The organism is Methylocystis sp. Se48, assembly GCF_056269425.1.
In genome coordinates this window covers 1,515,487-1,533,426 of the sequence record NZ_CM149850.1, presented here as the reverse complement: position 1 = coordinate 1,533,426, position 17,940 = coordinate 1,515,487, and the positions used below count along the sequence as shown (strand labels likewise).

General features: G+C 65.7%; 12 protein-coding genes and 1 pseudogene. 8 read left to right on the top strand and 5 right to left on the bottom strand.

Translation table 11 applies throughout. The annotated features are described in order from the left end of the window. Positions 1–1,095: 1,095 nt before the first annotated feature. A complete protein-coding gene (locus ACV959_RS07440) occupies positions 1,096–2,295 on the bottom strand; it encodes a glycoside hydrolase family 5 protein (protein ID WP_475739240.1) in 1,200 nt (399 codons plus the stop codon). 134 nt (positions 2,296–2,429) lie between these two features. On the opposite strand from ACV959_RS07440, the gene ACV959_RS07435 reads away from it, so the two are divergent. From ACV959_RS07435 to ACV959_RS07405, 7 genes and pseudogenes are all read left to right on the top strand, one after another. Further along, on the top strand, positions 2,430–4,520 hold the full coding sequence (locus ACV959_RS07435) for a GumC family protein (protein ID WP_475739239.1): 2,091 nt from the start codon (positions 2,430–2,432) through the stop codon (positions 4,518–4,520). A 101-nt stretch (positions 4,521–4,621) separates the two neighbouring features. Next, on the top strand, positions 4,622–6,529 hold the full coding sequence (locus tag ACV959_RS07430; protein ID WP_475739238.1) for an extracellular solute-binding protein: 1,908 nt from the start codon (positions 4,622–4,624) through the stop codon (positions 6,527–6,529). A gap of 3 nt (positions 6,530–6,532) precedes the next feature. Then, complete coding sequence (locus tag ACV959_RS07425; protein WP_475739237.1) at positions 6,533–7,645, top strand: microcin C ABC transporter permease YejB; 1,113 nt, start codon at positions 6,533–6,535, stop codon at positions 7,643–7,645. Position 7,646: 1 nt separating this feature from the next. Continuing rightward, positions 7,647–8,810: an ABC transporter permease gene (locus ACV959_RS07420; protein ID WP_475739236.1), complete on the top strand. Its 1,164-nt coding sequence runs from the start codon at positions 7,647–7,649 to the stop codon at positions 8,808–8,810. Continuing rightward, positions 8,807–9,601, top strand: a pseudogene (locus tag ACV959_RS07415) (ATP-binding cassette domain-containing protein); the annotation flags it as partial. The gene ACV959_RS07420 and the pseudogene ACV959_RS07415, both read left to right, overlap by 4 nt. Beyond that, positions 9,584–10,441 carry an ATP-binding cassette domain-containing protein gene (locus ACV959_RS07410; protein ID WP_475739615.1) on the top strand — a complete coding sequence of 286 codons (858 nt, stop codon included), beginning with the start codon at positions 9,584–9,586 and terminating at the stop codon, positions 10,439–10,441. The pseudogene ACV959_RS07415 and the gene ACV959_RS07410, both read left to right, overlap by 18 nt. A gap of 105 nt (positions 10,442–10,546) precedes the next feature. Then, on the top strand, positions 10,547–11,353 hold the full coding sequence (locus tag ACV959_RS07405; RefSeq protein WP_475739235.1) for a phosphorylase family protein: 807 nt from the start codon (positions 10,547–10,549) through the stop codon (positions 11,351–11,353). On the opposite strand, the gene ACV959_RS07400 is transcribed toward ACV959_RS07405, so the two are convergent. From ACV959_RS07400 to ACV959_RS07390, 3 genes are all read right to left on the bottom strand, one after another. Further along, entirely contained in the window at positions 11,350–11,838 is a 489-nt protein-coding gene (locus tag ACV959_RS07400) for a MaoC/PaaZ C-terminal domain-containing protein (RefSeq protein WP_475739234.1), read from the bottom strand. The two genes, ACV959_RS07405 and ACV959_RS07400, sit on opposite strands and share 4 nt — an antisense overlap. Positions 11,839–11,904: 66 nt before the next feature. Next, positions 11,905–12,756, bottom strand: a complete 852-nt coding sequence (locus ACV959_RS07395) for a C40 family peptidase (protein ID WP_475739233.1) — start codon at positions 12,754–12,756, stop codon at positions 11,905–11,907. After that, positions 12,753–14,141 (bottom strand): leucyl aminopeptidase family protein, encoded by a 1,389-nt coding sequence (locus ACV959_RS07390; protein ID WP_475739614.1) that lies wholly within the window; start codon positions 14,139–14,141, stop codon positions 12,753–12,755. The genes ACV959_RS07395 and ACV959_RS07390 overlap by 4 nt, the downstream gene beginning before the upstream one ends. 98 nt (positions 14,142–14,239) lie before the next feature. Between ACV959_RS07390 and ACV959_RS07385 the strand changes: the two genes are divergently transcribed. Then, positions 14,240–15,058: a tetratricopeptide repeat protein gene (locus ACV959_RS07385; RefSeq protein ID WP_475739232.1), complete on the top strand. Its 819-nt coding sequence runs from the start codon at positions 14,240–14,242 to the stop codon at positions 15,056–15,058. Positions 15,059–15,127: 69 nt separating this feature from the next. On the opposite strand, the gene ACV959_RS07380 is transcribed toward ACV959_RS07385, so the two are convergent. Then, a complete protein-coding gene (locus ACV959_RS07380) occupies positions 15,128–17,845 on the bottom strand; it encodes a caspase family protein (RefSeq protein WP_475739231.1) in 2,718 nt (905 codons plus the stop codon). Positions 17,846–17,940 lie beyond the last annotated feature (95 nt).

The following is a 17,940-nucleotide window of genomic DNA, read 5'->3' as shown; positions in this document are numbered from 1 at the left end:
TTATTTCACCGTCGCCTGGGGATTCCTGCGGCAACCGACGATCTTTTCACCCTTCATCCGCCGCATGATCGGCGCATCCCTCGGCGTTCTCGGCGTCGTAGGCGTCTATTTCGTGCTCGGAATGGCCGTCAACCCGCGCAGTTCGGTCATTTATTTGCGCAACATCGGTCTGCCAATCTTCGTTTTCCAGACATTCCTGATCGTCGGCGTGAAGCACCGGATTCCAGCGCCACAGACAATTTTCGTCCTGCTCGGACTCGTCATGGTCTGTTGCTACATTGAACTCTTCTCCAACGAGACGTGGCTCGCGCTGACAAACGGGCTGCACTATCTTCAGCTCTTTGTCGGCAAGCGCCTGCTTAATGTCGATGAAATCAGGGTCTCCGCGGAACAGGGGGTCGTCGTCACGCATGTGACGGACTATGCGCGCGCGACCCTGTTCAACACCACGCTGACCAGCGATCTCGGCATTCAGGTTCAGCGGCTCAGCGGCCCGAATTTCAACACCATCAGCCTCGCCTATCTGCTGTCGATTCTCATCGCCTTTCTCGCCTTGCACGGCTATTGGATCATGGCGGCGCTCGCCATGCCGCTGCTCATCGCGACGAGCGCCAAGGGACCGCTGGTGCTTGCGCTCGGCTGCGTCGGGTTTTACTGGCTCGCCCGCCGCGTCCGCTCCAATCTGCCGGTGACGGCGCTCGCCGTCGGTCTTGCCGTCTATGCAATCTTCGTCTTCCAGTCGGGCTACCGGACCGGCGATTATCACGTGCTCGGATTGCTCGGCGGCGTGAACGGCTTCCTGAAGCTTCCGATCGGGCATACGCTCGGAGAAGGCGGCAATCTCTCCATCGAGGACTTCTCGAAACTCGACTGGGGCTCGTTCCAGCGCTCCGGCGCCTCCAATGTCGCTGTCGAAAGCGCGTTCGGCGTGCTGCTCTATCAACTCGGCGTTTGCACGGCCTTCGTCATCGCCTTCTATCTCTGGATCGCGCGCTGCGGCTGGCGTCTATATAAACTCACCGGCGCGCCGGCGCTCGCCTTCACGACGAGCGCGATCGCAATTTGTCTCGTGAACGGCTTCTTTCAGGAAGACGCCTATTTCGTCCCGCTCTCGCTGCCCGTCGTCATGGGACTCGTCGCCCTGACGCTCGGCGCGACGGACCGGGCGCTCGCGCCAAGGGCGCTGGGCTTGGCCAATAACGCGAGCAGAAGACCCTGATCGATTGCGCCGGCGTCGTCGAGGAGACCGAAAGACGTCGAATAGTCCCAATGCGCCCAACCGAAACCCTGCGCTTCAGCGGCCTGCCGCGTCGCTACGAGCCACGCCAGCCGGTCGGCGCGGCGCGCGCGCCATTTGAGGACGCCGAACTCATTGATGACGACCGGCGCGTCGTGACGCGCCGCCCAGCGCCCGAGTTCGGCGAATTGGGCGGCGATCGTCTGCGCATTCCACGCAGCGCGCGCCATGGTCCGCAGTTCGCCCGCAAGCGGGGCGTCGCCGGCGTCCTGCGCGCGCTGCGCGATTGACAACAAACGCGCATCGTTCGCCTCAGTCGGAAAGGGCACGTCCGACGCACGGCCCCAGGGCGCAGTATCCCACGACGCGCCCTGATGCGTGAACATCATCGGATCATAATAATGGCAGGCGTAGACGATCTTTTTGTCTGCAAGGGGAGTCCAGTTCGTGAGCGCGTCGATCCTCTGGAACGGCGCGGGACCGACGACAAGGTAGTTCGCCGGCAGAACGGCCCTAACCGCCTGCGCCAGCCGTTCCACGAATGGGCGCCAGATATCGTCCGTCGTCGCAGGTTCGTTCAAAAGCTCCACGAAAACTCTCTCGGACGGCCATCGATTCAATCGCTGCGCGATCGCGGGCCAGCCCGCGAGGAGAAGCCGATGAGCGTTCGCAGGGTCGCGCCGCTGTAGTGCGGAGAAATCGTTCTCCGGATGCAAATCGACGCTCACCGCGTAACCCAGCCCGAGCAGGCGCTCCACCGCCCGATCAAGATCGTCGAGCGTCTGCGAGATGGTCGCTGGACCGGAGAACGGCGACAAAACGTATTCCGCGGCGACCGGGAGGCGAACATGGGTCATCCCGATCTGCCGCAGGGCGCGAAGCGTCTCCTGACGCGCAACATGGTCCGCCCGCATCGGGGCCTGATCGGGCAGATTGAAACCCGCACGCATGGTCTCAGGCAAATGCCCACGCGCCGCCTGCGCTGCGCGGGCCGCGCCGGATCCTCCCACGAGCATGGAAAGGAATAGCGCGTTGCGCCGGGTGATCGGATCAATCACAAACGTAACTCATGGTTAATGCTTTTTATATTTTATGCATCTCGAAGCCACCTGTGAACGAGCGTCGGCGGACGTGGTTAGCGATGAAAAATTCCAGCCAGAATTCGACGCGGCGCATGAGCGGTCCAGCAGACATGGATGACAGCCCGCTCGACCTCTGGCGCGAGCCATCGCGGCGCGCCTACGCCATCGTCGATCCCGGCGCCGTATGGCTGTTCCTGCGGCGAAATCTCTTGCGGATGGCGATCGTCGCCGCCGGCGTCGCGGGGCTCGCCTTCGCCGCCTCGCTCTTCCTCTTCAACAAGTATACGGCGACCGCTGTGCTGATGGTCGATCCGCGCGCGGCGAAAGTCACGCGCTCCGGCGGCGTCATTTCGAATATCGGCGGCGATGCGATCGCCATCGAAAGCCTCGTTCAGGTGGCGCACGCCGAAGGCTTTTTGGGCGAACTCGTCGATGAACTCGATCTCACGAAGGACGATTATTTCGGCGGGCGCGGCGATACGCCGGAGAAAATCCGGATCGCGACGATCGACAAGCTGGGAAGCAAGCTGACGATCGTTCGGCGCGGAACGACCTATGTGATCGACGTCACGGCCGTTTCCTCCTCGCCCGAAAGGAGCGCGCGGATCGCCAACGCCGCGGCCAGGAAAATACTCAAGGATCAAACGATGTTGCGCAGCGGCGTGAGCGCGACGGCGGCCAAGGAGATCGAGGGCCGCCTTGCGGAGCTGCGCGGTCGCGTCGGCCGTGCGGAGGAGGCCGCGGCGGAATTGAAAGCGCGGCTCAGGGTGACGGACGCAGGCCAGGGAAATACGCTGCTCGAGCGCCGCATCGCGGAGCTCAATCAGCAGCTCGTGCTTGCCGGCGCCCGCACCGCAGAGTCCCGCGCCCGTTACGAGCTGCTGCGCAAGGCTGGCGCCAGCGTTGGCGAAAGCCTGCCGCAATCCATTCAATCGAGCGTACTCAGCGCGCTGCGCGCCGATTACGCGCGTCTCTCCCGCCAATCCGCAGACCAGGCGACGGTTCTCGGACCGCGTCATCCTGAGGTCGCGAGCCTCAATGCGCAGATCGCCGACATTCGCCGCCAGATCGGCGCGGAAATCGGCCGCATGATGGCCTCGGCGCGCACCGACTTCCTGGAGGCGGAGCGGCGCGAGGCGGACATCTCCGGCCAATTGAAGGCCGCGCAAACGGAAAGCGGCGAACTCGGCCCGCAGATGGTCAAGCTCGGGGAGCTGGAGCGGGAGGCCAAGGCCGAGCGCGCCGTCTACGAAGAATTGCTCAACCGTCAGCGCGAACTTCTTCAGGTGAAGGATCTCGAGCCGAGCGACATCCGCCTCGTCTCGCCCGCCACGCCGCCGTCCAAGCCCACTCCCGGCCGAATAGCGCTCGCCGGAGCCAGCGCGGTGATCGGCCTCATGGTCGGCCTCGCCTATGCGGCGGCGCGCGAACTGCGGCAAAAGACGCTGCGGACCGCCTCTCAGGCCGAGCGCCTCGGCGGCGTGGAAGTCTTCGGCTTCCTGCCCATGCTGGCGCCCGCTCTCGGCGAAGACCCCGTCTCCGTCGTCCCTGACCTCACGCCCTGGCTTGGCGACCTTTGCGCCGAAATCGCGCCGGCCGTCGCGGGCGACGAGGGGATCGTCGTGCTCGTCACGTCGACGCATCGGGGCGAGGGCCGCTCGACGGCCGCCATCAATATCGCCGCCTATCTCTCCCAGGGCGGCGACCGCGTCCTCCTGATCGAGGCGGACCGCAACGCATACCTGCGCAGGCCGCCCTTCGGCCTGCTCGACGTGCTGGATGCTGGCGAAGATCTCAAGGGCGCGCTTATCGATCAGGCCGCCGACGGCTACACGCTGCTGCCTTACGGCGGGCGCACGGTTCGCCCGCATAGCTCGGTCGGCGGGCTGATGAGCGGCCTGACCCTGCGCGCGACGCTCAAGCTCGCACGCAAATGGTTCGACGTCATCGTGATCGACGGCCCCCCCGCGCTGGAGGCGGCGCACACGCGCTTCCTCGCGGCGCAGGCGGATCGCGTCGTGTTTCTGGTCGAGTGGGACAGGACCAGCGCCGCTGACGCGAATATGGCGCTCGACCGGCTCGATCTGCGCGACGCCGCCGTGGTCTATAATAAAACGGTCGCAGAGCGGCTTCGCCTTTATGATCCGGAGCAATCGCGCCAAATGACCGTGCGCGGCGAAGAGTACGCCAACGCCGCCTGAGCGGCGCGCCGCCACTGGCGAGGCCGCCAAAAACCGACATAATCTGGGGCGAATCTTCGGCCGCGCGTCGCGCCGTCCCCCTTCCCTGCCCGAGGTCGATTTTGGCTGATCTTCCCTTCGCTTTCCCGCTCTCCCGCCGCCGTCTGATCCGCGCAGGCGCGCTCGGCGCAGCCGCCGCCGTCGTTCCGCGCGCGCTCGCCAAGAGCGGCCAGAAGACCGCCGCCGCCGAAGCGCCCCGCGCGGCCGCGGCCGGGGAAACGGAGAGCCACGGCCTGTCGACCTTTGGCGACCTCGCCGAACCCGCGGACTTCAAACATTTCGGCTATGTGAACCCGAATGCGCCCAAGGGCGGCGCGCTCGCGCTGTCTCCGCCGAGCCCAACCTACGACACTTTCAACGCCTATGTGCTGCGCGGCAACCCGGCGACGGGCATGTCGCTCGTCTTCGACAGTCTGATGAATCAGAGCCTCGACGAGCGCGACGCCTATTACGGCCTCGTGGCGAAGAAGGTGCGCATCTCGGCGGACAAGCTCACCTACACCTTCCTTCTGCGCAAGGAGGCGCGTTTCCACGACGGCTCGCCGCTCACCGCGCATGACGCGGCCTTTTCGCTCGACATCCTCAAGCAAAAGGGCCATCCCGTCATCAGCCAGATGCTTCGCGACATGGTGAGCGCCACGGCGGAAGCGGACGACGTTCTGGTCGTGAAATTCGCCCCCGGCCGCGCGCGCGACCTGCCGCTCAATGTGGCGAGCCAGCCGATCTTTTCCCGCGCCTATTACAAGGACCGCGATTTCGAGGCGACGACGCTGGAGCCGCCGCTCGGCTCCGGCCCCTACAAGGTCGGCGAATTCCAACAGGGACGCTACATCGCCTATCGCCGCGTGCCGGATTATTGGGCGAAAGACCTGCCGATCACACGGGGACAGGGCAATTTCGACGTCGTGCGCTTCGAATATTTCGGCGACAGCCAAGTGGCTTTCGAGGCTTTCAAGGCCGGCGCCTTCACCGAACGCGAGGAGAATATCGCACGCGTCTGGGCGACGGGCTACGACTTCCCCGCCTTCAGGGACGGGCGCGTGAAGCGCGCGACGACCCCCAACAACAACATTCCCAACATCCAGGGCTGGATGTTCAACACGCGCCGCAAGATTTTCGCGGATCCGCGCGTGCGCGAGGCGATCGGCTACGCCTTCGATTACGAATGGACGAGCCGCAACCTGATGTATGACGCCTACAAGCGGATCTCCTCCTATTTCGAGAACTCGGAGCTTGCCGCGCGGGGCCTGCCGAGCGACGCCGAAAAGGCGCTTCTCGAGCCTTATCGCGATCAGCTGCCCGCGGAAGTCTTCGGCGAGCCCTTCATGTCGCCGGTCTCGGACGGTTCCGGCCAGGACCGCGCGATGCTGAAGAAGGCGAATGATCTCCTTGTCGCGGCGGGCTGCGTCCGAAAGGACGGGGCGCTTCGTTTGCCCGACGGGACGCCGCTCGAATTCGAATTTCTCGACAATTCGAACGTGTTCGAGCGGCACACCCAGCCCTTCATCAAGAACCTGAAGCTTCTCGGGATTAACGCGCGCATTCGCATCGTCGACGCCGCCCAATATAAGAAACGGCTGGAGGATTTCGACTTCGACATCGTTCACGACGTGATGATGATGGCGTGGAATCCCGGCGAGGAATTGCGCGCCTATTTCAGCTCCAAGACCGCCAATGTGAACGGCTCCCGCAATCTGGCCGGCATTTCGCATCCGGCCGTCGACGCGCTGGTCGACAAGGCGTTGCAGGCCGGAACGCGCGAGGAACTCGTGACCTGCTGCCGCGCGCTCGACCGCGCGCTGCGCTCGCAACGCTACTGGATTCCGCATTGGTACAATCCGGTGCACCGCTTCGCCTACTGGGATCTCTTCGGCCAGCCCGAGCGTCCGCCGAAATTCGACACCGGCGTGCTCTGGACATGGTGGTGGGACGAAGACAAGGCCAAAAAGATCAACTTCACGGGACGTTGACAGATGGGCGCCTATATCGCGCGACGCGTGTTGCTCATGATCCCCACGATTCTCGGGATCATGCTCATCTCCTTCGCCATCGTGCAATTCGCGCCGGGCGGGCCGGTCGAGCGCATTATCGCGCAGCTTCAGGGCTTCGACGTCGGCGCGACGGGCCGTTTCTCGGGCGGCGGCGGCGACGTCGGCCAGGGCGCCGCGACCCAGGCCGGTCCCATGGCCGCCGAAAGCGCCTCGAAATATCGCGGCGCTCAAGGGCTCGACCCGAAATTCATCGCAGAGCTGGAAAAACAGTTCGGTTTCGACAAGCCGGCCTGGGAGCGTTTCCTGCTGATGGTGAAAAACTATGCAATGTTCGATTTTGGGCGGAGCTATTTCCGCGACGAAAGCGTCATCAAGCTCATCGCCGACAAGCTGCCGGTTTCCATGTCGCTCGGCTTGTGGATGACGCTGCTCTCCTATTCCATCTCAATTCCGCTCGGCATCGCCAAGGCCGTGCGCGACGGCAGCCGCTTCGACATGTGGACGTCGAACCTCATCATCATCGGCTATGCGATCCCGAGCTTCCTCTTCGCGATGCTGTTGATCGTACTCTTCGCAGGCGGCTCCTTCTGGCAGATCTTCCCCTTGCGCGGCCTCACCTCCGACGACTTCGCGCAGCTATCGTTGATCGGCAAGGTGAAGGATTATCTCTGGCACATCATCCTGCCGGTGAGCGCCATGACTCTCGGCGCCTTTGCGACGCAGACATTCCTGACCAAGAACTCCTTCCTCGACGAAATCCGCAAGCAATATGTCCAGACGGCGCGGATGAAGGGTCTCACCGAGAACCAGGTTCTCTACGGTCACGTGTTCCGCAACGCCATGCTCATCGTCATCGCGGGTTTCCCGGGCGCCTTCGTGCACGCTTTTCTCACCGGCTCGGTCCTCATCGAGACAATCTTCTCGCTCGACGGACTCGGTTACCTCTCCTTCGAAAGCATCGTGAACCGGGACTATCCTGTAGTCTTCGCCAATCTCTATATTTTCGCTCTGCTCGGACTCGTGGTGAATCTCATTTCGGACCTGACCTACACATGGATTGATCCGCGCATCGATTTCGAGACGCGGGAGGTTTGAGATGAGCGCGACGACCGATACGACCCGTCTCGCGCCGCCGGTCGCGCGCAGCGGCTGGCTACGCCTGACCCCGCTCGACCGCCGCCGGCTCGACAATTTCAAGGCCAACAAACGGGGCTATTGGTCCTTCTGGATCTTCATGGCCCTGTTCGTGATGTCGCTCCTCTCGAACGTCCTCGCAAACGACCGGCCGGTTCTTGCCTGGTACAAGGGCGAACTTCTCTTCCCCGCCTTCGTTTCCTACCCGGAGGAAAAATTCGGCGGCTTCCTCGCGCGCACGGATTATCGCGACCCCGTCATCGCCGGCGAGATCAAGGCGCATGGCTGGATGCTGTGGCCGCCCGTTCGCTTTTCCTACGACACGCACAATCTCGAACTGCCGACGCCGGCGCCCTCGCCGCCGACCTGGATGCTGACCGAAAAGCAGTGCGAGGCCGCCGCCGCCAAGGGACTGCGGCCCGGAGAGCCGAACCGGGGCTGCGCCGCGCTGGAGTATAATTGGCTCGGGACGGACGATCAGGGACGCGACGTCGTCGCACGGCTGCTCTACGGCTTCCGCATCTCGGTCCTCTTCGGCCTGATTCTCGCGACCATTTCCTCGATCGTCGGCGTGGCGGCCGGCGCCGTGCAGGGCTATTTCGGCGGGCGGGTCGATCTCGTCTTCCAGCGCTTCATCGAGGTCTGGTCTTCGTTGCCGCAGCTTTACCTGCTCATCATCATCTCCTCGTTCCTCACGCCCGGCTTCTTCGTGCTGCTTGGCATACTGCTGCTGTTCTCCTGGGTCTCGCTCGTTCACGTCGTGCGCGCGGAGTTCCTGCGCGCGCGCAATTTCGAATATGTCAACGCGGCGCGCGCGCTGGGACTGTCGAATTTCCGTATCATCTGGCGGCATCTTCTTCCCAACGCCACGGTCGCGACGCTCACCTTCCTGCCCTTCATCCTCAACTCCTCCATCACGACGCTGACGGCGCTGGACTTCCTTGGCTTCGGCCTGCCGCCCGGCTCTCCCTCGCTCGGCGAACTGCTGCTACAGGGCAAATCCAACCTTCAGGCGCCCTGGCTGGGGCTTACCGGCTTCGCCGTCATCGCGCTGATGCTGTCGCTCCTCGTCTTCATCGGCGAGGCCGTGCGCGACGCCTTCGATCCGAGAAAGAATTTCCGGTGACGGACCCAGTGACGCAACCTGCTCCCCTCCTCGACGTCCGCGATCTCGCCGTCTCCTTCCTGCAGGGCGGAAAGGAAACGAAAGCGGTCGACCGCGTGTCCTTCTCGCTGGAGCGCGGTAAAACCCTCGCGCTCGTCGGCGAGTCGGGTTCCGGCAAATCGATCAGCGCGCTCTCCATCGTCCGGCTTCTGCCGCCGGGCGCCGTCGCAACGGGCCAGGCGCTCTTCGGCGGCAAGGACATGCTCAAGGTCGACGACGGCGAGTTGCGCGCCATCCGCGGCGCGCGCATCACCATGGTCTTTCAGGAGCCGATGACCTCTCTCAATCCGCTGCACACGATTGAGCGCCAGATCGCGGAGATTTTAGAGCTTCATGGGATGCGCGGCCAGGAGACGATGCGCGCGCGCGTCGTCGAACTTCTCACCGAAGTCGGCATCCCCAATCCGGAAGCGCGGCTCGGCGCCTATCCGCATCAACTCTCCGGCGGTCAGCGTCAGCGCGTCATGATCGCCATGGCGCTCGCCAACAAGCCAGATCTCCTCATCGCGGACGAGCCGACGACGGCGCTCGACGTAACGGTGCAGGCGCAGATCATCGCTCTGCTGGAGCGGCTGCAGCAGACTTATGGAATGGCGATCCTGTTCATCACGCACGACCTCAATCTCGTGCGCCGCTTCGCCGACACCGTTTGCGTCATGCAGAAGGGCCGTGTGGTCGAATCGGGCGACGTGCAGAGCGTCTTCACCGCGCCCAGCCATCCCTACACGAAGGCGCTGCTGACCGCTGAGCCAAAGGGCGATCCCATCGTTGAAGACGAAAATGCTCCTGTCGTCGTTTCCGCGGACGATCTGCGCGTCTGGTTTCCGATCAAGCGCGGCTTCATGCGCCGCACCGTCGACCACATCAAGGCTGTCGACGGGGTGACGGTCAATGTGCGCGCCGGCGCCACCGTGGGCGTTGTCGGAGAGTCCGGCTCCGGCAAGACGACGCTGGCGCTCGCCATGCTCCGCCTCATCCGCTCCGAGGGGCCGATCGTCTTCATGGGCTCGCGCATCGACGGCAAAAGCGTCGCCGAGATGCGTCCCCTCCGGCGCGACATGCAGATCGTCTTCCAGGATCCCTATGGCTCGCTCTCGCCGCGCATGTCGGTTGCGGAGATCGTGGCCGAGGGCCTCACCGTCCAGCGCCCAGAGCTCACGCTCGACGAACGCCGCGAGATCGTGGCGCGGGCGTTGAAGGAAACCGGCCTCGATCCCGCGACGATGGATCGCTACCCGCACGAATTTTCCGGCGGCCAGCGCCAGCGCATCGCCATCGCCCGGGCCATAGTGCTGGAGCCGAAATTCGTCGTGCTCGACGAACCCACCTCAGCGCTCGACATGTCGGTGCAGGCGCAGATCATTGATCTTTTGCGCGATCTGCAGCGCCGCCGCGCGCTCGCCTATCTTTTCATCAGCCACGATTTGCGCGTGGTGAAGGCACTCGCCGCGCATCTCATCGTCATGCGCCACGGCAAAGTGGTGGAGGAAGGCCCGGCCTCGGAAGTATTTGCCCGGCCACGGAATGACTACACACGCGCGCTCTTTGCCGCGGCGTTCAGAAATCAATCAGAATTTATCAATCATAATTGAATATAAACAGGACACTGGAGCTTTGCTTATGAGTTGATCCGGCTTTTTGCATCTGCGAGGGTGGCGAGCACGTCATTTGCGATTCGCGAGAGCCAAGAGGCCACAATGACCAGCCCCGCCGAGGAAGCGGCCGCAATAATCAAGGGCCAGTGCGACCTGACTGCGATCGAGTCCGCTGTGATCCTCGGGCGAAATTTTTTCGGCGTTACAGACACTGTCGAGCGTGTGGCCACGATCCCTTACGCGGAGCTGCCCGGCTTTCCGACGGCGACCGGCGTCGAAAACGGCGAACTGATCGTCGGCGCCATCGACGGCGCGCCGACGCTGATGCTTAAGGGGCGCACGACCTTCCATGAAACCGGCGATCCCAGTCTGATGGCCGGGCCGATCGAGACGATGGCGCTCCTCGGGCTGCGCAACATTCTTTGCACCGGCCTCGCGCTTTCGGTGCAGGCCGATCTCGTGCCGAGCAGCGTTGTGCTCGTCACCGATCACATCAATTTCACCGGCCTCAATCCCCTCATCGGCGCGCCGGCAAGCGGCAAGGCGATGGTCAATATGAACGAGGCCTATGACAAGCGCATGATTCGACGCGTCAAGTCGGCGGCGGCCAGCGCCGGGGTCGCCGTGCATGAAGGCGTCCTGATGTGGTTCTCCGGCCCGAGCTTCGAGACGCCGTCGGAAGCGAAGGTCGCGCGGCAGCTCGGCGCGGATCTGCTCGGCTGGACGATCGTTCCGGAAGCAATCCTCGCGCGCCGTTTTGGTCTGCCGTTCGCCGGCGTCGCCGTCGTCACCGACTTCGGCGCCGGATTTTCCGGCGGCAATCCGACGTCGGACCTGACGCGCGGCGCGGCGGTGGCGGGCGTCGTCGCCACCAAGCGGCTCCTGCGCGCCTTCGTCAAGGGTCGCTAATCCCCGCCGAGATCCTCGACCGCATTCTCCAGAAAAGCGGGCTTTCTGAAGACGAGCATCGTCGCTTCGATCGTCTGCACGGCGGCGCCGTCCTGATTGAAGGTTGTCGCCGTGAAGGTCACGAAACCGCGATCGGCCCGCGACCGCGACGGCGCGGTTTTGGTGATTTCGCCCTCGATATGCAGACGGTCTCCCGGGCGAACCGGACGCTTCCATGAAATTCGCGCATCGGCGCCGACGACGCCGCCCGCGAAAACCACGCCCGATCCGGTCAGCAGCAGACGCAGGGTCAGCGCGGCCGTCTGCCAGCCGCTGGCGATCAGCCCTCCGAAAATGCTGTCTTTTGCAGCCTCTTCGTCGACATGGAAAAATTGCGGATCATTGTCTCGCGAAAAGCGGATCATTTCCTCCGCCGTCATCTCCGCCGAGACCGAGCGGAACTTTTGTCCCACGACGATGTCGTCGAAATAGAGTGTTTTCGGCATGACCCTCGCTTGGGAATAGTCGCCGCCCGGCGGCGATTGATTTGGCGATCGTCCGGCGCCGAAGCGTCACACGGCCAGCCGCCGGATGCTGGTGATGTCTCCCGCGCCCGCTTGCAGATTGCGCATCCGCACGAGCTCGAGCGGCTCGCTCGACACGAGCATATGCGTCCCGTTGGCGTGCAGCAGCGTCTCGGGATCGCGCATGAGACCGACATGGCCTTTCCAGAACACCAGGTCGCCGCGCGCAAGGGCGGCGCCCGCCACGACCGGCGCGCCGAGTTGCGCCTCCTGCATGTCGCTGTCGCGGGGGGCGGCGACGCCGGCCGCGAGAAGGGAAATTTGCACCAGTCCCGAACAGTCGACGCCGATCGACGACTTTCCGCCCCAGAGATAGGGCGCGCCGATCAGCTTCTCCGCGACCGCAACGAAATCTTGCGCAGGGCTCGCCAGCGGCGCAAGGTGCGTCCGCCAGATGAAACCCATGTCGCGGGTGACGAGAAACGACCCGCGCTCGTCGACGATCTCCACCTCGGCCCCAAGCGGCAGCGCCAGGATGGGGGGTTGCTTGATGCTCGCGGCGGGATAAACGAATGTCCGCGGCGCCTCGACGCGATGCGTCGGCGAACTCAACCGGCTCCACAACGCATTGGCGGCGATCCAGCCCACATAGCCGTCGCGCGCGAGCTGCGCCCAGGCCCAGCCTTCCTCTTCGTCATAGACGGCGACGCGTTCGCCATAGAGAACTTGCGTGTCGATCGGGCAGTCCGGACGCGGCTCGCGCCGCATGTCGATGACGCCCTCCTTCACTTCCATCACGGCGCCGTCGACATAGCGCTCCGCCGTTACACGGCCTTTCAGATGCGCCGCCGCAAGGTCGGGACGCGCAGGCGTCAGTCGACGGTCGAATGTCTCGCTCACTGTTTCGCCTTTCCTTTCGCACGCGCCTCGATGAGTTCGTAGAGCAGTCGGGCGCCCTGCGCCTCGCCGCCCTCGGGCCGGCCCGGCTTGGTCGACGGATTCCAGCAATAGACGTCGAAATGCGCCCATTTCGACGGATCGCTCACGAAACGGCGCAAGAACAGCGCCGCAATGATAGAGCCGGAGAAGCCGCCGCTCGTCACGCTGACGAGGTCGGAAATCTTGCCGTCGAGTCCGCTGTCGTAATTGTCCCACAGCGGCATGCGCCACACGGGATCATTTGCGGCGCGGCCGCAAGCGGCGATCTCCCCGGCGAGCGCGTCGTCGCCCGTATAGAATGGCGGAAGTTCGGGGCCCAGCGCGACGCGCGCGGCGCCCGTGAGCGTCGCAAAGTCGAAGAGCAGATCGGGCGCATCTTCGCTGGCGTAGGCGAGCGCGTCGGCGAGGATGAGGCGGCCTTCCGCATCGGTGTTGCCGATCTCGACGGTGAGCCCCTTGCGGCTGCGATAAATGTCGCTCGCGCGGAAGGCGTTCGCCGAGATGGAATTTTCGACGATCGGCAGCAGAACGCGCAGCCGGACGGGAACAGCGGCGTCCATCAGCATCGAGGCGAGCGCGAGAGCCGTCGCCGCGCCGCCCATGTCTTTCTTCATGAGCAGCATCGCGCTTGACGGCTTGATGTCGAGCCCGCCCGTGTCGAAACACACGCCCTTGCCGACCAACGTGACCTTCAACCCATTCTCGGGACCATGCGTGAATTCGACGAGCCGCGGCGCCTGCGCGGCGGCGCGTCCGACGGCGTGGATCAGCGGGAAATTCTCCGCAAGCAACGCCTCGCCGACGATCGCGCGAGATTGCGCGCCATGTTTCGCCGCGAGAGCGAGCGCGGCTTCCGCCAGCGCCTCCGGCCCCATGTCGTTCGTGGGCGTGTTCACAAGGTCGCGGCCGAGCGCCACGGCCGACGCGATGCGCTCGACGCGCGCGCGGTCGATCCCCTGCGGGGCGCACAGGCGCGGTTTTTCGTTTTTTGGCGCGACATAGCGCGAGAAGGAATAGCTCGAAAGCAGAAAGGCGAGCGCGGCCTGTTCGGGATCCGCTACGCCCTCGCCCAGTCGATACCGTCCAGGCGGCAAAGCGGTCGCAAGCTTCCCGGCGAGGAAGGGATCGCGCTTCTTGCTTTCCGGCTCCTCGACGGCGAACAGAACCCGCGGCGGCGCGCCTTCGACCTCCGGTGCGACGAGAAGGCTGCCCGGCTTCGCCTCGAACGCCGTCGCCGCGGCGAGCGCCGCAACTACCGGCGGCAGACTTTCCTTCGCCTGCGGCCAGCGGCTCTTGTCCACGAAGTCGATCGCGATGGCGTCTGCGGACCAGTCTTCGAGCTTCATCGTCATCGGCGCGTCCCGCTCCCGTTAATCACCCATTAAGGTTAACGCTTTATTGCTCGGTCCCGTCGGCCCATTCATCGAAACGGATCAGATTCGCCGTGACCGAGGCGCCCCTTTCCCCCCGGAGACCGCTCCGCCTTTCCGTCGCGGCGTTCGTCGCCCTCGTCGGACTTGCGGGCTGCAACAAGGTCTCCCTTGGCGACGTCACCGGCTCGATCGGCTCCTCCTCGCCCGCGCTGCCGACCGACGAAGGAGCGTTGCGTCAATTCGCGGAGGAATGGGGCCGCCGCTACGATCGCAATCCCAAAGACAAGACGACCGCCATGACCTACGCCAAGGCGTTACATGCTTTGGACCAGAATGGACAGGCGGTCGCCGTGATGCAGGGCCTCGCGATCCAGTATCCCGAGGATATGAAGGTGCTCGGCGCCTATGGCAAGGCGCTCGCCGACGCCGGCCAGATCAAGCAGGCGGCGGAAGTGCTGCAGAAGGCGCATACGCCAGACCGTCCCGACTGGTCGATCCTGTCGACCCAGGGCTCGCTCGCCGACCAGCTCGGCGATCACGAGGGCGCCCGCGTCTATTACGAGGCGGCGTTGAAAATCCGGCCGAACGAACCCTCCGTTCTCTCGAATCTCGGGCTCTCCTACGCACTCTCGCGCAATCTGCCGCGGGCTGAGGAAACCTTGCGCCTCGCGGCGAACCAGCCGGCGGCCGACGCGCGCGTGCGGCAGAATCTGGCGCTGGTGCTCGCCTTGCAGGGCAAGTTTGGCGAGGCCGAAGAGCTGTCGCGCCGCGATCTCTCGCCGGTGGACGCCGCGCAAAACGTCGCTTCGATCCGCCAGATGATTTCGCAGTCGGACACCTGGCGCGACATTCAGACAGGCGGCGCGAAACGCAGCGCGGCGCGCCAATAATCCCCCCAAAAGCCTCGTTAATGCGAAAAGGCCGCGGAGGCGACGTCCCGCGGCCTTCTTGCTGTCGTTTCAGCGCATCCCGCCAAATCCCGGCGGCCCGCCGAAGCTGCCGCCGCCTCCGCCTGCGTAGGGATTAGGCGCGCCGCCGCGGCGCATCGCCGGAGCCCCACCCCCGCCGCCGAATGCGGCCGGGCCATGCGGCTCGGACTCCGTCGGTGGAGGGGGTGACCGCATCATCGGCGCCGCCGGCTGAGGCATCGGCGGTTGCGCGCGGCCCATCCCCGCGGGCGGACCGCGATCAACCGGCGCCTGGCGCATTTGCGGCGGAAAGCCCCCGCCGCCGAAGGGCGCCTCGCGGATGCGCGGCTGCGCGGCCTCCCGCGGGAACCCGCCGCCGCCCGGCATGACGTCGCGAGGCATTCCCCGCATCTGCGGCGGCATGCCGGGACCGCCGCCCCCCGGGTTCATGCCGCGCATTTGCGGCGGCGCCCCGTCATAGGGGGACTGACGCCCGTGCGGGGGCGCGCTCTGGGCGGGCGGCCCGAAACCGCCGCCGCCCGGCGCGAACTGATGGGGCCGGTCGATCACGCCGCGCGGCGACATCGCCTCGCCGCCGCCGGGCCCCTGAGGCGGCCGCTGCCTCCCGGCGCGCGGTGGCGGCGCAACGCGCGCCTCCCCCGCCCCGCCGCCGGGCGCGATCGCGCCGGGACGGCCGCCGGGATCCATCTCCACTGCGCCGGCGCCAGGGCCGCCCTGCAGGGGCGGCTTGCCGATTCTGTCCGCGCGGCCGGGTTTCGGAAGCGCGCGATCCGCCGGACCGCCGACCGCTCCGGGTTGCGGCGCAAGCGGCGAAGCGATTCCAGCCTCGGGCGGAGTCGTCGCCGCCTTACCCGCGGCGCCCGGCGGATGCGGCAGCGCATGATCCCGCGCGCCGGGCAGGCCGGGTTGAGCGGGCCCGCCGATCACGCCGCCGGGGAGCGCGCCGCCCGGCTTCCCGGGCTCCGGCGCGACGACGGCGCCGCCCCCGCCGCCGGGCTGGCCGGGCGGCCCCTTGCCCATGGAGCCGGGAAGGGGCGCGACAACGCCTCCAGGAACAGGTCCGCCCGGGGCGACCGCTGCGGCGCCCGGCCCCGCCGGCGCAATCGGCGGCCGGAGGGCGCCCGGAGCGACGGGGCCGGAAGCGCCCGGCGCGGAGATCGGAACCGGGCCGCCGCCAGGCGGAACCATGCCGACGGGCGGCGCGACCGGATTGCGCTTTGCGATGAAATGCGGCAGCGCCGCGCCGACGGCCGCCGCGGCGGCGCCTGCTCCCGCGGCCGTGAGGGCGGCCGTCGAAATGACCGCCCCGGCCGGATTGCGCACGACCACATTATTGGCCATCGGGTCCACGGCCACGGAATTGTGGACGTTGGCGTAGATGAAATTGTTCGGCGGCGGCGCGATATAGGCTGGCGGCCGTTGCCAGACGGGAACCGGCACATAGACCGGCGTCGGCAACACATAGGGCTGCGCAATGACGACCGGCGGCGGCAGGACGACGAAATCCGGCGGCGGCGGCGGCAGTAGATAGACGGGCGGCGGCGGCGGCGGGACGAACCCCCACATCGGATCGTCGAAGATCACCACCGGCCGCTCGACATAGACGATTTCCTCCACCGGCGGCGGCGGATAGCCGTAGTCGATCATGTCGAAGGCCGGCGGCGGTTCGGGATCGTAGGACAGTTCCGCGAGCCGCCGGCGCGCGTCCCCGACATGCGGCCCCTTCGGATAACGCTTGAGGTAGGACCAATAGGCGTTGGCGGAATTGACCCCGCAGGAGCGCCGCCAGGTCAGCGCCTCGCGGCGGGCGGCGATCAGCGCGCGGGCCTGCTTGGCGTAGGGGGACGACGGGTAAGCAGAGAGATAATCCTGATAGCCCTCCAAGGTGTCCTGGCGAAGCGCCGCAAGGAAACCGTCCTCGGGCCCGAGCGCGGCCATCGGCTGCGCGAATTTCGCCGCGTCGTCGGCGCGCGGCGGGGCGCCCGCATCGCGCTGGAAGAACAGGAAATCAGTCTCGACCTTCGCGGAATTCCAGGGGATTTGCGCGCCTTTGGTCGTCTCGGAGACGCGCAGGCGCGCATTCTCGAAGACCTCCATCAGCGGACGGCCGCCGTCGCGGATCATTTCCGCCAACGCATGGGCGTAAGCGCCGTAGTCGCCTTTCCCTTCCGGCGCGATCGTTCCGGGCGCGGCGTTGAAGGCGAGAAGCGCCCGCGCGCCCGGCTCATAAAGCGCGAGTCCGCCGGCGAGCGGCTGACCGCCCATCTCGAAGGGATTGGCGCGCGCAGCGTCGAGAACCATGACCGCGAGTTTGGCGCCGGAGGCGGCGAGAGGCTTCAAATAGTCCGTCACGCGCAGGCCGCGCATGGGAATGTCGCTATCGCGCGAAATTTTCGCGTCGACGGGCACGAGATAGTTCTCGCCCTCGAGCTGCAGGCCGTAGCCTGAAAAATAGACGAAGGCGACAGCGTCCGGGCCGGCCTCGGCGGTCCTGTCAAGGAAGTCGCGGAAAGCCTGCTTCAGCGCCGTTTCCTCGAGGTCGCGGGCGCCGGTGACGTCGAAGCCCGCAGCCTGCAAGGTCTGGGCGATCAGCCCCGCGTCGTTCGCGGCGGTCGCCAGCGGCTTCGCCGGATAGGCGCTTTCGCCGACGACGAGCGCGAGGCGCCGTTCGGCCGCGGACGCCTCCCGTCCCGCGACGAGAGCAAGGGCGATCGCAAGCGCGGCCGCCAAAGTCCGAAGAAGCTGCATTCACCCTCCTCCCCGCCGTTCATCTTCGTGCGAAGACACGTCTATTTACGGATTCGCCGCTGAACCAAGCATGAACCAAGAACGGGCGCGCAAGG

Bases quoted from the DNA above. Each gene is read 5' to 3' on its own strand.
- ACV959_RS07435 (WP_475739239.1), top strand. From the start codon at position 2,430: ATGGATGACAGCCCGCTCGACCTCTGGCGCGAGCCATCGCGGCGCGCC.
- ACV959_RS07425 (WP_475739237.1), top strand. From the start codon at position 6,533: ATGGGCGCCTATATCGCGCGACGCGTGTTGCTCATGATCCCCACGATT.
- ACV959_RS07420 (WP_475739236.1), top strand. From the start codon at position 7,647: ATGAGCGCGACGACCGATACGACCCGTCTCGCGCCGCCGGTCGCGCGC.
- ACV959_RS07405 (WP_475739235.1), top strand. From the start codon at position 10,547: ATGACCAGCCCCGCCGAGGAAGCGGCCGCAATAATCAAGGGCCAGTGC.
- ACV959_RS07400 (WP_475739234.1), bottom strand. From the start codon at position 11,838: ATGCCGAAAACACTCTATTTCGACGACATCGTCGTGGGACAAAAGTTC.
- ACV959_RS07390 (WP_475739614.1), bottom strand. From the start codon at position 14,141: ATGAAGCTCGAAGACTGGTCCGCAGACGCCATCGCGATCGACTTCGTG.
- ACV959_RS07380 (WP_475739231.1), bottom strand. From the start codon at position 17,845: ATGCAGCTTCTTCGGACTTTGGCGGCCGCGCTTGCGATCGCCCTTGCT.